This window comes from Microbacterium sp. Ru50 (genome assembly GCF_002920555.1).
GTDB lineage: Bacteria > Actinomycetota > Actinomycetes > Actinomycetales > Microbacteriaceae > Microbacterium > Microbacterium arborescens.
The window spans coordinates 1,143,263-1,163,223 of record NZ_PQSV01000001.1; the positions used below are offsets into that span (position 1 = coordinate 1,143,263).

Here is a 19,961-nt window from a genome sequence, read left to right on the forward strand (position 1 = left end):
CGCGGGGACGCCGGGATCAGTCCTCCGAGACCGTGATCTCGACGGGGATGTTGCCGCGGGTCGCGTTCGAGTACGGGCACACCTGGTGCGCAGCATCGGCGAGCTCCTGAGCGACCTCGCGCTCGACACCGGGCAGCACGACCTCGAGGACGACCGAGAGCGAGAACCCGCCGGCATCCGTCGGGTGGATCTGCACCTGACCGCCGACGGCCGAGTCGGTCACGTCGATCTTCTTGGACCGCGCCACCATCTGGAGGGCGGAGTGGAAGCAGGCGGCGTAACCGGCGGCGAACAGCTGCTCGGGGTTGGAGCCGTTGCCCGAGCCGCCCATCTCCTTCGGGATGGCCATCTCGAGGTCGACGCGGCCGTCCGTGGTGCGGACGTGCCCGTTTCGGCCGGCGCCCGTCGAGAGTGCTTCGGCGGTGTAGAGAGCGCTCATGCGTGCTCCTCCTTCATTTCCTTTTCGGGGGTGGTCTTCGTCGCGCGAGGAGCCGCGCGCAGATCGGTGGCGGTATCGCGCATCCCGTCCGCCAGCTCGGTGAGGGCGGCGATCAGCTGACGGGCTCCGTTGACGGTGACGCCCATCCCCTGCGCGATGCAGGCGGGGACGTGAGCGAGCTCCGTGCGCAGCTCGCGCCCGCGGACGGTGAGCGACACGGTCACGACGCGCTCGTCGGCACTGTCGCGGCCGCGCTCGACCAGACCGTCGCGCGTCATCCGGCGCAGCAGCGGCGAGAGGGTGCCCGAGTCGAGGTCGAGCGCCTCGCCCAGGTCGCTCACGCTGCGCCCGTCGCGGTTCCACAGCAGCACGAGCACGAGGTACTGCGGATAGGTCAACCCGTGCGGCTCGAGCAGGGCGGCATACGCCTTCGTGGTCGCGCGCGACGCGGCATAGAGCGAGAAGCAGACCATGTGCTGCGTCGGTTCCATGTGACGCATGGTACACAACTCAGTTGTGCACAATCAATATGGTCGGGAAGAGCGCCGGCAGCCGGGGCCGCCGGCGCCCTCCGAGCGCGGACGTCAGGGCGTGGGCATGCCGCCGTTGACGTTCAGGGTCTCCCCCGCGACGTAGCTCGATTCCGCGGAAGCGAGGAACACGTAGGCGGGCGCGAGCTCCGCCGGCTGGCCCATGCGTCCCAGCGGCGTCTCCTCGCCGAAGCTGTCGATCTTCTCCTGCGGCTGCCCGTCGCTCGGCTGCAGCGGCGTCCAGATCGGCCCGGGCGCCACGGCGTTCACGCGGATGCCCTTCGGTGCGAGCTGCTGCGCCAGGGCCTTGGTGAAGGTGTTGATCGTCGCCTTCGTCGAGGCGTAGTCCACGAGCGTCTCCGACGGCGAGTAGGCCTGGATCGACGTGGTGTTGATGATCGAAGCGCCCGCCGGCAGGTGCGGGAGCGCGGCCTTGGTGATCCAGAACATCGCGTAGACGTTGGTCTTGAAGGTGTCGTCGAACTGCTCGTCGGTCAGATCGGCCAGCTCGTACTGGAAGATCTGCTTGCCGCCGTTGTTGACGAGGATGTCGATGCCGCCCAGCGCCGAGACGGTGTCGGCGACGAGCGAGCGGCAGTACTCCGGGTCGCGCAGGTCGCCCGGGAGCTGCGCCACCGTCACGCCCGCATCCTTCAGAATGCCGGCGATGCGCTTCGCGTCCTCTTCCTCCTCGGGGAGGTAGGAGATGGCCACGTCGGCCCCCTCTCGAGCGAAGGCGATCGCGGTCGCGGCGCCGATGCCCGAGTCGCCGCCCGTGATGAGCGCCTTGCGCCCGGTGAGGCGGCCGCTGCCGCGGTAGCTCTCCTCGCCGAGGTCGGCCTTCGGCGTGAGGTCGGCGTCGAGGCCCGGCTCGTCCATGTGCTGCTTCTCGGGCTCGATGTCCGCGTACAGCTCGGCGGGGTTGGCGAAGGTGTACTGGTCACGGGACATGGTGTCTCCTTCCATCGGTCTTCCTGGGGGTGGTCGTCACTCGGGTCCGTCGATCAGGTGATCGACGCGGATCCGAACGTGTGGATGGGGCGGCCGGTCGCGCCCGGTTCGAGGCGGAGGATGCCGCCCGAGAGGGGATGCCGCTGCAGTTGCTCCTCGGAGAGGTTCTCGCGCGCCGATCCGACGAGGAGGACGTCGAGGTCGGGCCCGGCGAACGCGACGGAGGTGATGTTGGGCGCGGGCATCGCGATCTCGTCGACGAGTTCGCCGTTCGCACTCCAGCGCGCCACGATGCCCTCGCCGTACAGGCCGTTGAAGAACGAGCCGTCGGTCGCGAGGACCAGCCCGTCGCTCGATCGGCCCACGAGGTACGGCTCGAGCTCGCCGAGGTCGCCGGCGGGGCCGTATGGCGCCCGGTAGACCGTCGAGGTCGCGGTGTCGGTGATGTACATCGTGCGCCCGTCGTCCGACCACTCCATGCCATTGGCGACGCCGTAGCCGCCGCCGAGCACGCGCAGACCGCCGTCGGGGTCGACCGACCAGACGGTCGCGTCGGGGGCGTCGCGCGTGAGCTCCATGGCACCGACGACGAACCGGCCGAACGGATCGACCTTGCCCTCGTTCAGCCGCATCCCGTCGTGGCGGTGACGCAGCGTCGCGAGGTCGCGCTCGATGCGCCCGTCCGGGTCGAGCAGGACGACCCGGTCCTTCAGCGCCGCGATGTAGCCGCCGCCCGCGGCCGGCTGCACCGCCGACAGCGGCGGGGGCAGCTCCACGACGCGGTCGTCACTGCCGTCGACCGCACCGTCGAGCGGGCCGCGATGCAACAGTCCCGCGGTGATGTCGACCCACACGACCTCGTCGGCGCGGTGATCCCACCAGATGCTCTCGACGAGCACGGCACGGGTGTCGCGGAATACTCCGATCTCATCTGTCACGGAGTGCCTCCTCGGGGACGACGTCGCGGATGGTGAGCACGGTCGCGATGAACGCGAGGTGGCTGAGGGCCTGCGGGGTGTTGCCCCACGCGGTGCCGTCGTCGGCGTCGATCATCTCGGCGTAGATGCCGACGTCGTTCGCGAGGGCGACGAGCTGGTCGACGAGGTCGAGCGCCTCGTCATGCCTGCCGACGCACGCGAGCGCCTCAGCGCGCCAGAACGCACAGGCGACGAACGTCTTCTCCTCGGCCGATACCCCGCTGTAGCGGTACAGCAGCGGCCCGGCGCCCAGTTCCGCGGTGAGGGCGTCGATCGTCGTCGACATGCGCTCGCCGCGGTCGAAGCCGGTTGGCGCGTGCAGCAGCACGGAGGCGTCGAGCTCCTCGGACCCGGCGTAGAACACGTACGCAGACTTGACCTCCGACCAGCAGTTCTCTTCGATCCAGAGCCGGATGCGTTCGCGCTCGGCCTTCCACCGCTCCGCGCTTCCGGGGATCGCACCGCTCTCGGCGAGCGCGACCGCGTCGTCGAGAGCTTTCCAGCACCCCATCTTCGACGAGGTGTAGTGCCGCTCCTCCGGCAGCTCCCACATGCCCGAGTCGGGGTTGCGCCACAGGTCGCACGTGCGGTCGGCGACACCCGCCAGCATCCGTGCCGTTCCGATGTCGAGCACGTTGCCCGCATCGACGTACGTTCGGCAGATGGCCATGAGGTCGCCGTAGACGCCGAGCTGGAGCTGCTCGCGGGCGGGGTTGCCCGTCACGACGGGCTGATTGCCGCGCCATCCGGGCACGGGATAGTCCTGGGCGTCGGGCACGAGGTCGCCGTTCAGCGTGTACATGACGTGCAGCTCGGGCCCGTGCTCGCGGATGGTGCGCAGCATCCACGACAGCGCCGCATGCGTCTCCTCGCGGAGCCCGAAGCGCACGAGGGCGTGAGCGGTGTAGGCGAGGTCGCGAACCCAGGCGTAGCGGTAGTCCCAGTTCTTGCCGCCCTCGGGATTCTCGGGCAGCGAGGTGGTGGCGGCCGCGGCGATCGCGCCGGTGGGGCTGAAGATGAGCAGCTTGAGGGCGAGCGCGCTGCGCTGGATGCGTTCCTGCCAGGGCCCCTCGTACGAGAAGACCTCGGACCAGTGCCGCCAGTTGTCGATCGTCCGGTCGATGCCGATGTCGACGTTGCGCGGGTCGGGAAGATGCAGGGGCTCGTCGTGCGTCGCGGCGAGCGCGATCAGGTGGCGCGAACCGGCCGAGGTGGTGAACGACCCGGTCAGGCGCGGGCCGCTCGTGCCGTCGGGGTCGGGCGCGTCGGGGCCGTGCTCGAAACCCACGACGACGAGGGCGGTCTTGCCGCTGCGGATGACGTCGCCGTGCTGGGTGCGCTCGATCCAGGGCGATGCCGTCCGCAGCGAGGTGCCGGGATGGATACGCCAGGCCATCGGCACGGTGCCATCGATTCCGTCGATGCGCCTCGCCAGCTCCGCCCACGGCATCCGCCCGGCGACTCCCGAGACCATCGCGTCGGTGACCTTCACGGTTCCGCGGGCGGTGGTGAACGTCGTCTCCAGGACGTTGGTGTCGGGGATGTACCGCCGGGTGGTCTCGAACTCCTCGGTGGGCGCGAGCTCGAGGCACCCGCCCGTCTCACTGTCGAGCAGGCGGGCGAAGACCGGGGTGGAGGTGAGTTCGGGAAGCGGCAACCAGTCGATGCTGCCGTCGAGTCCGATCAGCGCGACGGTGCGACCGTCGCCGATCGGCGCGTACGACTCGATCGCCGCGGTCACATGCCCTCGTCGTTGATGTCGCCCTCGCCGTCCTCACCGAGCTCGGCGATGACCGGGTCGTCTCCCTGGGTCTCGGGCTGGGCGTATCCCGTGGGCAGGTCCTCCGCGGGGATCTCGTCTTCGTCCGAGGGAATGTGCGCCGGGTCGTCGCTCGTGGCGGTGGCGGTGTCGAGTTCGGCGGGGTCGACGCCGGCGTCGAGCGCCTCGTCGATCGCGTCGGTGCGGTCCCACTCTCGCTGCGCGGGGTCGAGGTCGGGATCGGCCACGCTGGTCGCATCGCCGTCGCGCAGCGGCTGGATGCCGGCGTCCTCGGCTGCGGTGGGGCGGGCGAGGTCGTCGTTGAATGCGTTGGACATGACTCCACGATGCGCGGGAGCGATGAATTCGTCGAGCCACTTGCACCGGGCCCGAGGGCGCGGTAACGGCGACCACCACGGGTCGCTCAGGTGGTCACCGGTAGCGTGGAACGCTCCGTCGTCGTCATCCCGGAGGTCACCCATGCCCGTCGCCCGAATGCTGTTGGATGCCGGTCGCGGCGCTCTCATCGGGACCGTCGAGATCATCCCCGGGGTCAGCGGTGGCACCGTCGCGCTGATCGTCGGGGTGTACGAGACGCTCATCGACTCGGCCGGCCACCTCGCCCGCGGTGTCGCCCGCGCCGCCTCCGACGGCGTCCGGGGCCGCGGCCTCACTCGTGCGCGCGAGGAGTTCGCCGCCGTGCGCTGGTCGGTGGTCCTGCCCGTCGGCTTCGGCATGATCGCCGCGGTCCTCGCGGCATCCGCGATCCTCGCACCGATCATCGAGGCCGAGCCCGTCGCCTCGCGCGCCCTGTTCGCGGGACTCATCCTGGCCTCGCTCGTCGTTCCGATCCGGATGGTCGGCGGTCGCTGGCGGATGCGCGAGTACGCCATCGCGGCCGTCGGCGCCGTCGCCGGTTTCCTTCTCACGAGCCTCCCCCAGGTCGATCCTCTCGAACCGCCCCTTCCGGTGGTCGCGCTCGCGGCGGCGTTCGCCGTGTGCGCACTGGTCGTCCCGGGCGTCTCGGGCTCGTTCATCCTGCTGGCCGTCGGTATGTACGCCCCGACGCTGGCCGCCGTGAACGAGCGCGACCTGGTCTATCTGGGCGTGTTCATCCTCGGCGCGATGATCGGTCTCGGGCTGTTCGTGTCGGTGCTGCAGTGGCTGCTGGTCCACCGGCGGCGCGTCATGCTGGCGATGATGACGGGCCTGATGCTCGGTTCGCTCCGCGCCCTGTGGCCATGGCAGGAGGGCGGCACGGTGCAGCCCCCCGGGCCCGATGCCCTGCCGGTGCTGCTCCTCGTCCTCATCGGCGCGGCGGCGGTGGGCGGCGTGCTCCTCATCGAATCCGCTGTTCTGCGCAGGGCTGCTCGTCGCCTCGAATCGGGCGCCGCGGGCTAGCACACGTCAGCTGGATCCGCCTCCCCCTCGGCTCAGCCGGGCCGGCGTGTGAGCGTGGACTCATGATGTCTTCGATCACCGCCGCTGCACGCACGCTGACCGACGACTCCCCCCAGCTTCTGCTGCGCGGTTACGGGTTCGGCGATCGGATCTGGAGGCGAGTGCGAGCCGACGCTCGCTCGGCGCCGATGGGCCTTCTCGGCGATCCGACGATCTTCGTCCGGGGCGCCGAGGGCGTCGAGGTGTTCTACGACGAGGATCGGGTGCGGCGTCACGGGGCGATGCCGGGGATCGTGCAGGAGACCCTCTTCGGCCACGGTTCGGTTCACAGCCTCGACGGTCAGGACCACAGGCACCGCAAAGCGACGTTCCTCGACGTCGCCTACGAGGACGAGCAGGTCGAGCGCCTGCGCCCCTTCCTCGCCGCCGAGTGGCAGCGCGAGCTCGACGACTGGTTCGCCGGCGGTGAGCGCTCCGCCTACGACGCGGCTGTGGGCGCCTTCGGGCGTGCCGTCATGCGGTGGGCGGGACTTCCGGGCACTCCCGCCGCGAAGACGCGGTGGGCGGCACGCCTGGCGCAGATCGTGGACGGCTTCGGCGTCCCCTACTCGCCCGAGTACATCCTCGCGTGTATCAATCGCCGCTGGTCCGACCGCCACGCTCAGCACCTCATCGAGGCGGTGCGCGACGGCGACCTCCAGCCGAAGCCCGGAACGGCCCTCCACGCGTGGGCCTGGCACCGCGATCGCGCCGGCGTGCTGCTGTCTGCGCGACTCGCCGGGATCGAGCTGCAGAACAGCATGCGACCCATGATCGCCGTCGCGCGGTTCGTGGCCTTCGCGGCGAAGGAGCTGCGTGACCGTCCGGAGTGGCGCGAGCGCATCGCCGCGGAGGCGGCCGATCGCAAGACCCTCGACGGCGGACCGCTCGCCATCGCGTTCGCCCAGGAGGTCCGCCGCACGGCCCCGTTCGTTCCGATGCTCCCCGCGCGTGCGGTCGCCGACATCGAGCTCGACGGCCAGCGCGTCGCGGCGGGTGGCCGCGTCGTCCTCGACATCCTCGGCACCAACGTCGATGAGAGGTCGTGGGAGCGCGCCGACTCGTTCGCGCCCGAGCGCTTCATCGGCGTCGACGACTACGAGGCTCTTCCCGCGTTCGTCCCGCACGGCGGCGCGGATGTCGCCACCGGCCACCGGTGCCCGGGAGAGAAGCTCGCGATCGCCGGGCTCGCGACCGCGATCACGGCGCTGAGCCACCCGGATGTCACGATCCTCGGCTCCGGTCTCGACGTCGACATGCGCCGGCTGCCGACGAAGCCCGCGTCGGGCGGTCGTGTCCGTGCGGCCGGCACCGGCAGTGGTTGCCCGTTCCACCGGCGCTGACGCGACACGACCCGTCCTCGGGCATCGTGTCCCCCGAAAGGCCGACTCGACGGACCGCCCGGGAGGCCCTAGCGTCGATGACGTCGACGATCTTCCCCCCGGATCGTGGAGCGCCCCGCATCCTCGGATGACGGGGCGTTCTGGTTTCCGGTCCGCGTGGGAGTGCCCGGCATCATCCGATCGGATGAAATCCTGCGCGGAACATCAGCGGATACAGAGCCCTTCAAGAGCCCAGTCGCGGGACTTTTAAGTCGTTTGACCGGCTTTTTTGAGCCCGGCCAGGGGCGCAGCCGGTGAGCACGGGCCATCTGCCACCCGAGGCATGATCATCACGTCGGGTGCGATCCAGCGCTGATGGGGAGCAGGGCGGGCCTGCTCGATCCCTCGGCCGCGAGTTAGGTCCTCGTCTCGCGTCCGACCTGCGCCCGGGACTCTGGAGGGGTCCCGGGCGCCTCCTCTTCCCCTGATGCGTTCGCGTTCGGCGCGACGGCCGCCGCGTCGACCTCATCCCGGATACGACAAAACCCCCGGACGCACCGGGGGTTTTCATCTGTAGCAGGAGCGGGGCTTGAACCCGCGACCTCACGATTATGAGTCGTGCGCTCTCACCAACTGAGCTACCCTGCCGCAACGCATCCGAGGATGCTGCGAGCCCCGAGTCAGGATTGAACTGACGACCCCTTCCTTACCATGGAAGTGCTCTGCCACTGAGCTATCGGGGCGTGCCACCCGCGAGCGGGCAACTAGAAGAGGATACCATCTCGGCGGCCTCACTTCGAATCAGGTCAGCGCTTCGTGTGCTCCTCGAGCCAGGCGATGGGATCGGTCTGCGTGGTGCCGCCGAGGAGGACCTCGAGGTGCAGGTGAGCCCCCGTCGACTTGCCAGTGCTGCCGACCTTGCCGATGATCTGGCCGGGCTCGACCGTGTCGCCGACCTTGACCTTGAGCGAGCCGTACTGCATGTGGCCGTACCGGGTCGAGACGAGCTCACCGTCGATGTTGTGGTCGATGACGACCGTCACTCCGTAGTCGCCGCCCGCCTCGGTCGCGATGCGCACGGTTCCGCCCGCAACGGCGTGGATGTCCGCGCCTGCGCCCGGAGTGAGGTCGACCCCGCGGTGCGGACGCGAGAACTCGGAGAGGTATGAGACGGAGCCGAACTGCGCCGAGATCGGTACACCGACCGGGAACGGCCACTGGATCGCGGCGTTCGGGTCGTTGACCCACGTGCCGGCGAAGTTGGTCACACCCGAGTCTGCGGCGATCTTCGAGACCGAAGTGACGTCGAAGGTGTCGCTGCGGTCGAACGTCACACCCGTACTGGACGAGGACACGTACGCCTGGATCTCCTCGGGCTCGATCGAGGCCGACGTCCGCGGCACCTCCGCCGTGATGTCACGGCCGGTGTCACCGGACGCGAAGACCGCAGCGGCAGGGCTCGTCAGGCCGACCGCGAGGAGACCGACGGCCGCGACGGCGCTGATCGAGACGGATGCCGCGGCGACGCGCTTGCCGACACGACGCAGGCGCCCCGGGCGGGCGACCGCGACCTCGCGCGTGCGCTGCTGGTGCTCGGCGATCGATTCCTCGGCAACCTGCACCGGCGTCTGAGCAGTGAAGGAGAACAGGCGCGCGGCGAACTCGAACTCGTCGACGTCATGCGCGTCCGAAGGCTTGCGGGTCTCGTCACCGGCGCCCGAGTCGCCGGCCGAGCTCGTCTCGGCGGCATCCGCCGTCTCGGTCTTCGCGGAATCGACCGCGGCAGGACCGAACGACTCCCCCTGGGGGGCAGTGTGCTCGGCCGGACGTGAGCGACGACGACGGGAGGGCGTGACGAGATCCGGACCGGCGTAGGCGTCGCCGTCGAGGACCGTGAGGACCATTTCGTCGGTCTCGTCGTCGATCTGGGCCTCGGGCTCCGCAACGGGGGCGGTGCTCGCGTCGTCGCTCGACGCCGCGCGGGGCTCGTCGGGCGTCGACGGCGCCTCGTCGATCGTCGCGACGTCGTCGGTCGGAACCGCGGCGACCTTCGCGGCGAGCTCGGCTTCAGCCGCCAGACGCCGCCACTGCGCTCGCGTCAGTCCCGTAGCCCGCGTGAGACCCGTCGCCGCACCGGACGAGGATTCCCCTGCCGAGGGTCGCGAGGACGCGGCCTCGGTGGGGGTGGTCTCAGAAGTCAAATCGCAGGCTCTCGAAAACAGCGCGCGCTGGCGCGGCACAATCTCTCCGGGTGGTGTCCGCCCTCCGGATCGGGTTCCGAAGATAACGAACGGGTAAACACTAACGACTTGCGGCTGGGAATGCGATCCACGCGTCAGCTTTCGTGGAAAACCCGTTCTGCCAGACGACTGTGGAGCGACGGGGACGCGGCGATCGTCATGGTCCGCCCCGGACGCTCTCCGGGCATCCCGGTCACCACTCCCCCGGCCTCGGCGACCAGCAGCGCGCCGGCGGCGTGGTCCCAGGGCTGAAGTCCGCGCTCGACGTAGCCGTCGAGCCGGCCGGCGGCGACGTACGCCAGATCGAGGGATGCCGCCCCGGCGCGGCGGATGTCGCGCGCGACGGGCATGATGCGGCCCAGCCGCGCGAGATCGCCCGCGTGCGTCGCCGGGTCGTAGCCGAAGCCGGTCGCCAGGAGCGCGCCCGCGTCGGTCGGCTCGGACACCGCGAGGCGGGCGTCGCCGAGCCAGGCGCCCTCGCCCGCGGTCGCGCGGAACATCTCGTCGACGGCCGGCGAGAAGACCGCCGCGGCCACCGCCTCCCACTGCTGCGGATCGGGCTCGCCGTCGACGACGGCGATGCTCACCGCGTAGTGCGGGATGCCGTAGGCGTAGTTAACGGTTCCGTCGATGGGGTCGACGACCCAGGTCAAGCCGCTCGCGCCGTGCTCGGCTCCGGACTCCTCGCCGAGGAACCCGTCGTCTGGCCGCGCCTGAGCGATGCGATCGCGAATGAGGAGCTCGACCTCACGATCGGCCTCGGTGACGATGTCGGCGAGCGCGGACTTGGTCGCGGCGATCGCGACGCCCTCGCTGCGGCGTCGACGCGCGAGCGCACCCGCCTCGCGCGCGATCTCGACGGCCAGATCTGTGAGCTCTCGGGCATCCACCATGCGACCCACGCTACGGGGTTCGCGGCCTCCGCAAGGCCGGGAACGTCAGCGCGGGGCGATCGGCTGGTCGGGCAGCGGCGGGGGCGGCGGGTAGTCCTGGTACCCCGGCTGCGCGGGCGCCTGCGTCGGCGGGGTCGTCTGAGCCGCCGTCGGATGTGCCGGAGCCTGCTGCGCGGGGGCGTAGCCCTGCGGGTAGGTGGGGCGACCGGTGTAGTAGGCCTGCCAGTCGGGCGATCCATCGCCGAGCACGGGCAGGGGCGTGCGACCGTCGGCGTAGGTCGGCCACGGCGCAGCTGCCGGTGGATGCGGCGGGCGAGGCATCAGCAGTGCGTTCACGAGCGGGACCAGCGCGGTGCCGACCGCCGCGAGGATGGTGAGCGCGACCACGACGCGCCAGTAGATCGGCAGGAAGTCGAACCACTCGCCGCCGACGAGCGGCACGATCAGCATGACGGCGACGATCCCGACGAAGGCGATGGTGACGTAGGTCACGATCGAGAGGAACGTCGTGGGGTTGCGCAGGTAGGCCTTCGTGAACAGGCGCAGGTGCAGCAGCGCGAGCTGGAGAATCAGCACGACCAGGAGGAAGCGCATGAAGCGCTCGTATCCCCACCCGAAGCTCTCGGTCGGGGACGGCAGCCAGATCATGACGGCGCCGACCAGCAGCGCGACGACCCAGCTGCCCATGCTCGTGAGCGCGAACCAGGCGGGCCGACGACCCGCCAGGTGCGACTCGAGGATCGCGATGCCCGCAAAACCCGCGAGCAGCAGCACCGTCATGAAGGCGCGCGCGACGATGCCGGTGCCCGAGCCGATCAGAACCCAGACGACGCACACGATCGCCGCGGCGATGAGTGCGCCGATGGCGACCCAGATCGCGGCGCGCAGCAGCTTGCTCGATTCCGGAGATGTGATGGGCTTGCTCATCGACAGGTTTCCTTCCGCGCTGACTCCTCACATCCTGGCATGCACGGGGCTTCTGCGCGGGGCTGAGAGGATTCTGTGGTGAAGCCACCCCGAGAGCCCGGCGTCGACTTCGGCGCACCCGCGACGCAGACCTTCTTCCGCACGCGTCGCGCGTCGGCGATCCTGGTCGCGATCGTCTCGGTGAGCACGACCGTCCAGGTGCTGGCGACGCCGATCACCGCGATGATCGCTGGTCCCGTCGACTGGCCCTTCGACGTATCCATATCGGTCCTGTGCGTCATCCTCGCCCTGGCGTGCGTGGCCCAAGCCTCGGCTGTTCTCCTGAGCGAGCGGTGGCCCCGCACGGCGGTCTTCGCGACGGTCGCCGTCTACCTCGTCCTCCTCGGCGCCTTCGACATACCGAACTGGCTCATCGGCATGTACCTCGTCGTGGCACTCGCGCAGTTCCTTCTGGCCCGCCGGGTCTCGGCCGGTTCGGCCGTCGTGTGCTTGCTCGGCGTCGTGGTCGCCGGCATGGGCGGGCTCTTCACCTGGGCCGTCTTCTACTCGGGCGACGTCAGTACCGCCCTGAGCTTCATGGCGAACGAGTTCTTCCGCTTCTCCGCTCCGGCCCTCGGGGCGACCGCTCTCGGGATCTGGTGGGGCGCCCAGGTGCGTCAGGTGACACTGGCCCGTGAGCAGGCCGAGCTCGCCCGCCAGGAGCACGACGCACGGGTCAACGACGCGCGCGAACGCGAGCGCGCCCGCATCGCGCAAGAGCTGCACGATGTCGCGGGCCAGCACCTCGCCGGGCTCGTGACACTCGCCGATGCCGCCATCTCTCTCGCCCCGGCCCGCCCCGACGAGGCGATCCGCCTGGTCGGTGAGGTGAGGAACGAGGGGCGGTTCGCCGCTGCGAGCCTCGCGGGCGCACTGAGCGACCTGCACACGGAGGCAGCGACCCCGACTGAGACGACGCGTGACCTGCGCCGGGCGGGCGAACTCGTGCAGTTCTGGTCGCGGCGCGGCATGCCGGTGTCGTTCGAGCTGTCGGGCGGGGTGTCGGATCTGCCCGCCGTCGTCTCGACCACGGCGTACCGCGCCCTGCAGGAGGCGCTGACCAATGCGGCCAAGCACGCTCCCGGGGCACCCGTGAGCGTCTCGGTGACCGCCGCCGAGGACGAGCTCATCGTCCGGATCGTCAACCGGGCCCCGAACAGCGACTCGACGCCTGTTCCGGGCCTCGATCTCGGCTGGGGCCTGCGCGGGATGCGCGAGCGCGTCGAGCTGTTGCGGGGCACACTGTTCGCAGGGCCGACGCCGACCGGCGGATGGGAAGTGCGGATCACGATCCCGATCGACCCGGTCGCCTGACAAGGAGAACGGTATGACTCGTGGGGCCGAGCGCATCCGCGTTCTGATCGCCGACGACAATCGTGCTGTGCGTCGCGGGCTGCGACTGCAGCTCGAAGGCGCTCCCGGCATCCAGGTCGTCGGCGAGGTCTCGAACGGCGTCGACGCCGTCCACGTCGCGCGCGCCGAACGCGCCGACGTCGTGCTCATGGACATCCAGATGCCTCAGATGTCGGGGCTGTCCGCGACCCGCCTTCTCGCCCGTCCCGACGACGGGAGCGCGCCCATCGCCGTCATCGTCATGACGAGCTTCGCCGTCGACGGATACGTCAGCGAGGCCCTGGATTCCGGCGCCGTCGGATACCTGCTGAAAAGCCACGACTCGGACCAGCTCGTCGGCGCGATCTACGCCGCGGCTCGGGGCGAGGCTCTCGTGTCATCGCGAGTGACGGCGCCGCTGATCCGCGAGTTCGTCCGCCGCGGCGGGGCCCCCGAAGACCCCGAGGCCGGCGCGCAGCTGACCTCCGCCGAGCGTCGCGTGATCTCCGTTCTCGCCGGCGGCGTCACGAGCAACGAGGGCATCGCCGAGACGCTGCAGGTCTCGGTCCACACCGTGCGATCGCAGCTGCACTCCGCGCTCAAGAAGCTCGATCTCGCGGATCGCACCCAGCTCGCGCTGTGGGGAGCGCGCAACCGGGTCTAGGTTTCGTCATCCATCCGGGTGAAACTTCGGCACCGGTTTCTGCCACGCACGAGCAGACCCACCATCATGCTGCCCAGGCCGAGCATGAGGCCGAGGTACGGCTCTCCGCCGCCTGTCGCGGGAAGGATCTCGACGGTGACCGGGTCGGCGGTCGCCACCTGCACGAGCGCGGTCGTGCCGGATTGGGTCTCCGTCACGACGCACTCCGACCCGGCGGGCAGGTCGCTGTACACCTGCTCGTCATCGCCTGCGCCGCTCCCCGCGGCAATGGCAAAGGGGCTTTTGTCCGGTCTTCGCCCGCCGAGCCCGCGGTCCGGCGCGACCGATGATGACCCTGGGCCCGCCGTACCGGGCCGTAGGGGAAGCAGATGGATCCGATCTTCGGGCGTTTCGCGATACGGGATCGGGTGTTCTATGACTCACCCGGCACGGATGCCGCCCGCGCCGGCGCACCGGAAGACGCGAACGTCTACGCGCCGTCGACGGCGGTCCCGTGGGACGGCTGGCGGCGGAGCCGGCGGCATCCGTGGTCCATCTGGCTGCCGCCCGGGATGCGCCTCGCCGCTCAGGGGTGGAAGGTGCATGTCACGGCGCTGCCCGACGGGGCCGGTGATGTGCTCGACATCGTGTCGGCGTACTGCCACCGGCACGGCATCCCGTTCAAGCACCTGATCGACGAGCGGGCGCTCGATGCCGTGCTGGCGAAGGATGCCGAGCGGTCGGGCGCCGGGAAGTTCATCACGCTCTATCCGCCCTCGGAGGAGAGCCTGGAGCACTGCCTCGGCACCCTCGACGAAGCAGTCGGCTCCCGGCCCGGCCCGTACATCCTGTCGGACCTGCGCTGGAACGTGGGGCCGCTCTTCGTCCGGTACGGCGCTTTCACCGACCATGAAGTGCTCGTCGACGGCGAGTCCCTGCCGGCGGTGCGCGACCTGCGGAGCGGGCAGTGGGTTCCCGACCGCCGCGAAGCCGGGTTCCACGTTCCGCCCTGGGTCGAGCTGCCGACCTTCCTCCGGCGTCAGCTCGACGCCCTCGGCGACCAGCCGCCGGCGGGATTCCCGGAGATCACCGGGGCGCTGCACTACTCCAACGCCGGCGGTGTCTACCGCGGCTTTCTCGACGGCTCCCCCGTCATCGTGAAGGAGGCCCGGCCGTTCGCCGGCTGGACCCCGGACGGCCGCGATGCCGTCGCGCGGCTCCAGGACGAGGAACGGACCCTGCGAGCCGTCGCCGGCAGAGTGCGCGTGCCGGAGGTGCGGGCATCCCTCGACGCGCACGGTCATCGCTTCCTCGTCCTGGAACAGCTGCCGGGCCAGCCGCTCGATCGGGTGGTGTCGACCAGCAGCCCGCTGACCGCCGCGGTCTCCACCGCCGCGGAGCGCCACGCGTATCGCGACCGGATGCTGCGCGTCGTCGATGCCCTGGGGCGGGAGATCTCCCGTCTCCACGCCGCTGGCCTCACCCACGGGGATCTGCACCCCGCGAACGTCGTGGTCGACGCGGACGGGTCGGTCGGCCTCATCGACTTCGAGATGTCGATGCCGGTCGGCTCCCGTTCCGCCGCCGTACTCGGTGCGGCCGGGTTCACGCTGCCCGATGAGCCCGACCCCGTGCGGCGCGACGCTCACGCACTGGCGTGCATCGAGCTGTACGTCTTCCTGCCGCTCACGAGCGTGCTCGCTCTTCAGCCGGCGAAGGCCGGCGCTCTCGCCGCTGAGGCCGCGGCCGCCTTCGACCTGCCTCGCGCATGGTCCGAGCGCATGGCCGCCGCGCTGCGGCTCGGGTCTCGCGGCGATGGCGCCCCCGGCCAGGCGGGCCGGCATCCCCAGCCCGGTCCGACGATCGAGCGGATCGCCGCGCAGCTGATCGCCGATGCGACGCCGCACCGCCGCGACCGGCTGTGGCCGGGCGATCCCCGTCAGTTCGCGGAGCCCGCGTTCTCGCTCGCCCACGGCGCACTGGGGGTCGCCCTCGCGCTCGACGCCGCCGGTGTCGCTCTGCCGTCCGAGATGCGCGCGTGGGTGTCGCAGTCGATCTCCGCAGTGCGGGACGACCGCCCTCGCGTCGGCCTGATGGACGGCCTCGCGGGCGCGGTGTGGGCGTGCCGCCGCCTGGGGCTCACCGACGAGGCCACGACGCTCGGCGAGCGCCTGCAGAGCGTCGAGCTCGACGTCGGAGCATGGGGCTCCGACCTCGCCTCGGGCCTCGCCGGTATCGGCATCGCCCTCCTCGACGCATCCGGCTCGCCCGACGACCTCGCTCGAGCGATCGACATCGTCGACCGCCTCAGCGAGAGGTGGGGGCTCGACGAGCGGAGCGCGCCGATGACGACGCCGCCCGCATCACGACGGCGCGGCGGCCTCATGGGCGGCGCGAGCGGAACCGCGCTCCTGGCCGTGCGGCTGTTCGAGCACACCCGAGACCGGCGCTTTCTCGAGATCGCCCGCCACGCTCTCGCCATCGACCTCGGCTCGCTGCGGCGCGACGGGGACGGCTCGCTGCAGGTGGACCAGGGCTGGCGGCTGCTTCCCTATCTCGCCCACGGGTCGGCTGGCATCGGACTCGTCCTCGCGCAGTACCTGGCGCATGAGCCGGACGACGAGCTGGATGATGCACTGCGCGGCATCATCCGAGCAGCGTCGGCCCCCTTCGTCGTGCAGTCGGGAATCTTCGCCGGCCGAGCGGGGCTGGCGCTCTTCCTCCACTCGCTGCACGCGACCGGACATGCGACGCCGGAGACGGTCCGCGCCCGCGACCACCACCTGTCGCGGATGACCCTGCACGCCCTCGATGCCCCGGCCGGCGTCCGCATCGTCGGCGACGGGATGCTGCGCGCCTCGTGCGACCTCGCCACCGGAGCCGCGGGCGTGCTGCTCACCCTCGTCGCGGCATCCGGTCGCGGTCCGGTGACCGACCGGCCACTCCTCCCCATACTCCCCCCGGTGCTCGCACCCGTCGGTTCTCCGGCGGCGATCGAACGAAGGAGGTGAGGAAATGGGCTTCATCCTGTCGCTGCAGACGCTCGATAAGAGCGAGGACGAGCACCGCACGGTCCTGGCCAGCACACTGAGCATCGGCCTGTGCCGGAGTACCGTGTCGACCGCCTGCTGACCGGGCGCGAACCACGCGGATCGCCAAGCAGAAGGGCCCCCGCTCAGCGGGGGCCCTTCTCGATGTGGCGAGTGAGGGATTCGAACCCCCGAATGCAATGCAGTCTGATTTACAGTCAGATCCCTTTGGCCGCTTGGGTAACTCGCCAGTGCGCACCCGCCCGGCTTGTGCAGTCGACCGGAGGCGCGAGAACCCATATTACCCCCTGTGACCGCGTGCTCCGAACCACGGCGAGAGCCGTCAGTCGTCGCCTCCGATGACCCGTTCGACGAAAGCCTCGGTGCGGTGGCGGGTGCCGTCGATCCGGCGATCGACGCTCGCGCGGATCTCGCTGGGCGCGAGCGGTCCGGCGATCCGCACGTTGTCGTGACATCCGAGGTCGGCGCAGATGTACGTGCCGATCGTGTCACCGGCATCGCCGGCGGGCCCGGCCTTGCGGGCACTGAAGAGGGTGACCTGGTCGCCGGGCTGCATGGTGTGGCAGAGGTTGCAGAGCGCGGAGCGCGCACGCGAGCTTCCGGAGGCCGCGCGCATGACGACTCCGACCGGGGCGCCCTCGCGCTGCGTGATGACGTATCCCCGCTCGCGCGAGTTCGGATCCCGCCACGCGAGGAAGTCGAGGTGGTCCCAGTCGAGCAGCATGAAGTCGATCGGCATCGCCATGATCCGGCGGTCGTCGACCGTCGCGTTGACGAACGAAGCGCGGACTTGGTCTTCGGTCAGAGCTTGCACGCGTTCCAGCCTACGAAGCGCACGGCATCCGCGGGCCGCGTGCGCGGACGCCCTTCCGCGGTCACTGCGATGCGACCCATGCCTGCCAGTCGGCCTCGGTGAAGTCGGTGCTGTCGACGAAGAATCCGCCGCCGAGGACTGAATCCACTGCCATCGTCCAGGCCGACCCGTCATAGGCATCGGCGTAGGCGTAGAACGACCCCGCGGCGTCGTACGCGAGGTTCGCGTCCTTGCTGCGCAGCGCCTCGTCGGTGAAGGCCCCCATTCCCTGCGCGGCGATGGCGGCCTTCACCTCGGGCCGGAGGTACCCGGGATCGGCGAGACCCGATTTCCATTCGACGAAGCGGGCGAAACCCTCGTGGACCGCCACGGGCGGTGCGATGAACGACCCGGGCGCCGCTGTGTAGTGAAGGCCGTGTGCGAACTCGTGGACGAACACTTGCTCGCGACCCGTCGCGCTGCCCGGGCCCATCACGATGAGCGTTCCGGAGGTGTCGGATCCCGTCGCGATCACGGGGTCGAGGAAGCGCTGCGCGATCTGCGGTCGGAGAGTCGGACGGGCGTAACCGGCGACATCCATGTCCCACGGCGTGCCCTTGCCATACTGCCAGCGCTGGAAGCGTTCATCGTCGTGGGTGATCGCCGATACGAAGCCGTCCTGCGTCGGCTCGCCGCCGAGGGCGCGGATCGTGTCGAGCGCGATGACGGCCGATCGCTCGGCCGCATCCGCGTTCTGATCGACCAGCTCGGCCTCGTCGCTCATCCCGAACAGGACGACGTGGTCGCGCTTGACCACGTGGATCTCACCCTCGTCCCACGGGTTCGGCTCGCGCGCGGGGACGATGGATGTGATCGTGGCGGGCTCGGGCGGTTCCGTCTCTTCGTACCGATCGAACGACCGGCTGGGGACGGTACCGGGCTCGAAGGTGACGGTGTAGGCGAAGCCCTGAATGAGGTCGAGACCGGCGTCACGGTCACCGTCGCCTCGCTGCGGCTGCGCCGCGAATGCATACTGAGCGCCGAGGATGACCTCGATGGTGCCGGTCTCGTCGACGTCGAAGTCCGACGGCGCGATCGCCGCAACATCCCACCCGATCTTGGTGGAGTTGTCCCACCACAGCGCGAGCTGCGTCGCCGCGTCACCCGTGGCGTGAGCGAGGAACCGCTGACGGTCTTTGTCGCGCATTGCGGCGTTCATCTCGGCGAACGTGGCGCTGGTGGGAGTCGCCAGGTCGTTGTCAGCCCACGGAGCCCACGCGACCGGAACATCGGCCGTCGGCCCCGCTTCGGGCGTCCGCGGCCACAGCACGACACCGGCGGCGGCGGTCATCAGCAGCGCGCCGACGCCGAGGGAGGCGATGACGATCTGCATCGTGCGCGCCGCACGGTTGCGCGGCTTCCGCTCCGGCGCCTCGGTGGCCGGCGCGGGGGTGGTGTCGGTCATCGGGTCTCCGCCTTCGAGATGAGGATGATGCGGCGTTCGGAGTCGGTCGTCAGCTCGCCGCCGACGCCCGTCGAGGCGAGGACGAAGACGTAGTCGGTGCCGCCCGAAGAGATCAGGTACTGCTCGAGGGGTGCCGGAGTGTTGGGATCGTTGTGCCACCCCATCAGATCGGTCAGCGGCGCAGCCTGGCCGACGACGGGGAACCCGGCGGCGAGGGCGTCGATGTCGATGCCGTCGTCGAAGGAGGTCGAGGTGCCGCCGCTCAGGCAGACCGCGGCCAGCACACCCTCGGTGCGCGCGATCTCGGACATCTGCGACAGCACGACGTCGGAGGTGTAGCACGCCTGATCGAGTCGGGCGGGCTCGAAGCTCGTCGTCGCGACGACCTCTCCCTCGGACGCCGCCGCCGATGCCGCGCCGGTCACCCGCCAAGGCCCGATCGCCGTCGGCGTCTCTCCCGGTTTGAACGCCGACGGAACGTCGTCACCGTAGTAGTAGGGCCGGGTCAGCCAGATCTCGCGGGTCGAGGTCGCCGTCTGCGGCGTGCCGTCGACGGTGAAGGTGTAGGTCATGTCGACCACTGCTTTGGCGGTGTCCGCGCCGCTGGGCGACTCGTAGCCGGCGGTGCCGTTGGTTCCATAGAGGATGCCGCGCCGGTCGTACTCGATGGAGAGGTCGAGCACCTCCGCGGCGCGCGCGTCGCCGAACAGGGGCGTCGCCGACCCCGAGATCGCGATGTAGCCGGGCGAGGCGTACTGCGTCCAGCCGGGCTCGTCGGCTGTGGCGGCGGCGAGGAAGCCGTCGACGACATCCGGCGCCTCCGAGGTCGCGGCCGCGTTGGCCGAGACGACGGTCCAGCCGACGAACCCGGCTGCGCCGCCGACGATGAGAAGAGTGGCCGCCAGCAGGATCCAGGTCGCGCGCGTCATCACCTTCTGCCCGGGGTTCTTGGGCGCGGGCGCGGCAGCGGGGGCCGCCGCCGGTGCGGCATCCGGCGCCGTCTGCTCCGCCACGGGGTAGGGCGAGACGTGATCGGTCCATCGCTGGCCGTCCCAATACCTCAGCTGCTGCTGTCCCGATGGGTCGGGATGCCAGCCGGCCGGCGCGGTCGGAACAGAGTCCGGCACGTCGTTCACACGTCCCCCTTGCCCCGGCCGCGAG

The 19,961-nt window shown here is 70.4% G+C and carries 19 protein-coding genes and 3 tRNA genes; 6 read left to right on the top strand and 16 right to left on the bottom strand.

Going from position 1 to position 19,961, the window contains the following annotated elements:
- Positions 1-16: 16 nt before the first annotated feature.
- From C3481_RS05455 to C3481_RS05480, 6 genes are all read right to left on the bottom strand, one after another.
- A complete protein-coding gene (locus C3481_RS05455; protein ID WP_023952119.1) occupies positions 17-439 on the bottom strand; it encodes an organic hydroperoxide resistance protein in 423 nt (140 codons plus the stop codon).
- Positions 436-930, bottom strand: a complete 495-nt coding sequence (locus C3481_RS05460; protein WP_258039019.1) for a MarR family winged helix-turn-helix transcriptional regulator — start codon at positions 928-930, stop codon at positions 436-438. The genes C3481_RS05455 and C3481_RS05460 overlap by 4 nt, the downstream gene beginning before the upstream one ends.
- A gap of 93 nt (positions 931-1,023) precedes the next feature.
- Complete coding sequence (locus C3481_RS05465) at positions 1,024-1,920, bottom strand: SDR family oxidoreductase (protein ID WP_064956219.1); 897 nt, start codon at positions 1,918-1,920, stop codon at positions 1,024-1,026.
- Between the two features lie 53 nt (positions 1,921-1,973).
- Positions 1,974-2,858, bottom strand: coding sequence for an SMP-30/gluconolactonase/LRE family protein (locus C3481_RS05470; RefSeq protein ID WP_103841102.1), 885 nt, complete (start codon positions 2,856-2,858; stop codon positions 1,974-1,976).
- A complete protein-coding gene (locus C3481_RS05475) occupies positions 2,848-4,638 on the bottom strand; it encodes a glycoside hydrolase family 15 protein (protein ID WP_103841105.1) in 1,791 nt (596 codons plus the stop codon). Before C3481_RS05475 ends, C3481_RS05470 begins: the two co-directional genes overlap by 11 nt.
- A complete protein-coding gene (locus C3481_RS05480; RefSeq protein ID WP_023952129.1) occupies positions 4,635-4,994 on the bottom strand; it encodes a hypothetical protein in 360 nt (119 codons plus the stop codon). Before C3481_RS05480 ends, C3481_RS05475 begins: the two co-directional genes overlap by 4 nt.
- Positions 4,995-5,136: 142 nt before the next feature.
- Between C3481_RS05480 and C3481_RS05485 the strand changes: the two genes are divergently transcribed.
- Positions 5,137-6,057 carry a DUF368 domain-containing protein gene (locus C3481_RS05485; protein ID WP_023952131.1) on the top strand — a complete coding sequence of 307 codons (921 nt, stop codon included), beginning with the start codon at positions 5,137-5,139 and terminating at the stop codon, positions 6,055-6,057.
- A 62-nt stretch (positions 6,058-6,119) separates the two neighbouring features.
- Positions 6,120-7,439, top strand: coding sequence for a cytochrome P450 (locus C3481_RS05490; protein WP_258039020.1), 1,320 nt, complete (start codon positions 6,120-6,122; stop codon positions 7,437-7,439).
- A gap of 553 nt (positions 7,440-7,992) precedes the next feature.
- Here C3481_RS05490 and C3481_RS05495 read toward each other — a convergent pair.
- The 5 genes from C3481_RS05495 to C3481_RS05515 all read right to left on the bottom strand — a co-directional run bounded on the left by C3481_RS05495 (position 7,993) and on the right by C3481_RS05515 (position 11,478).
- Positions 7,993-8,066, bottom strand: a tRNA-Met gene (locus C3481_RS05495).
- A gap of 23 nt (positions 8,067-8,089) precedes the next feature.
- Positions 8,090-8,161 (bottom strand) — tRNA-Thr (locus tag C3481_RS05500).
- Between the two features lie 63 nt (positions 8,162-8,224).
- Complete coding sequence (locus C3481_RS05505; protein ID WP_242435650.1) at positions 8,225-9,619, bottom strand: M23 family metallopeptidase; 1,395 nt, start codon at positions 9,617-9,619, stop codon at positions 8,225-8,227.
- Positions 9,620-9,753: 134 nt separating this feature from the next.
- Positions 9,754-10,551, bottom strand: a complete 798-nt coding sequence (locus C3481_RS05510) for an inositol monophosphatase family protein (RefSeq protein WP_023952137.1) — start codon at positions 10,549-10,551, stop codon at positions 9,754-9,756.
- A gap of 45 nt (positions 10,552-10,596) precedes the next feature.
- Complete coding sequence (locus C3481_RS05515; RefSeq protein WP_023952139.1) at positions 10,597-11,478, bottom strand: hypothetical protein; 882 nt, start codon at positions 11,476-11,478, stop codon at positions 10,597-10,599.
- A 78-nt stretch (positions 11,479-11,556) separates the two neighbouring features.
- On the opposite strand from C3481_RS05515, the gene C3481_RS05520 reads away from it, so the two are divergent.
- Together C3481_RS05520 and C3481_RS05525 are read left to right on the top strand one after the other, a co-directional pair.
- Positions 11,557-12,831 carry a sensor histidine kinase gene (locus tag C3481_RS05520; protein WP_023952141.1) on the top strand — a complete coding sequence of 425 codons (1,275 nt, stop codon included), beginning with the start codon at positions 11,557-11,559 and terminating at the stop codon, positions 12,829-12,831.
- Between the two features lie 13 nt (positions 12,832-12,844).
- The gene (locus tag C3481_RS05525; RefSeq protein ID WP_023952143.1) at positions 12,845-13,513 is read left to right on the top strand and encodes a response regulator transcription factor; all 669 of its coding nucleotides are present in this window, start codon (positions 12,845-12,847) and stop codon (positions 13,511-13,513) included.
- Here C3481_RS05525 and C3481_RS16625 read toward each other — a convergent pair.
- Positions 13,510-13,929, bottom strand: coding sequence for a DUF5979 domain-containing protein (locus C3481_RS16625; RefSeq protein ID WP_219817654.1), 420 nt, complete (start codon positions 13,927-13,929; stop codon positions 13,510-13,512). The genes C3481_RS05525 and C3481_RS16625 overlap by 4 nt on opposite strands.
- Here C3481_RS16625 and lanKC point away from each other — a divergent pair.
- Together lanKC and C3481_RS05540 are read left to right on the top strand one after the other, a co-directional pair.
- Positions 13,882-16,503 (top strand): class III lanthionine synthetase LanKC, encoded by a 2,622-nt coding sequence (gene lanKC / locus C3481_RS05535; RefSeq protein WP_103841109.1) that lies wholly within the window; start codon positions 13,882-13,884, stop codon positions 16,501-16,503. The two genes, C3481_RS16625 and lanKC, sit on opposite strands and share 48 nt — an antisense overlap.
- Before the next feature lie 4 nt (positions 16,504-16,507).
- A complete protein-coding gene (locus C3481_RS05540) occupies positions 16,508-16,624 on the top strand; it encodes a SapB/AmfS family lanthipeptide (RefSeq protein WP_103841111.1) in 117 nt (38 codons plus the stop codon).
- 65 nt (positions 16,625-16,689) lie between these two features.
- Here the strand turns inward: C3481_RS05540 and C3481_RS05545 are convergent.
- From C3481_RS05545 to C3481_RS05560, 4 genes are all read right to left on the bottom strand, one after another.
- Positions 16,690-16,771, bottom strand: a tRNA-Tyr gene (locus tag C3481_RS05545).
- A gap of 93 nt (positions 16,772-16,864) precedes the next feature.
- Positions 16,865-17,356, bottom strand: coding sequence for an FBP domain-containing protein (locus C3481_RS05550; RefSeq protein WP_088380483.1), 492 nt, complete (start codon positions 17,354-17,356; stop codon positions 16,865-16,867).
- 61 nt (positions 17,357-17,417) lie between these two features.
- Positions 17,418-18,800, bottom strand: a complete 1,383-nt coding sequence (locus C3481_RS05555; RefSeq protein ID WP_103841113.1) for a hypothetical protein — start codon at positions 18,798-18,800, stop codon at positions 17,418-17,420.
- Positions 18,797-19,936 (bottom strand): DUF2510 domain-containing protein, encoded by a 1,140-nt coding sequence (locus tag C3481_RS05560; protein WP_258039021.1) that lies wholly within the window; start codon positions 19,934-19,936, stop codon positions 18,797-18,799. Before C3481_RS05560 ends, C3481_RS05555 begins: the two co-directional genes overlap by 4 nt.
- Positions 19,937-19,961: the final 25 nt, after the last annotated feature.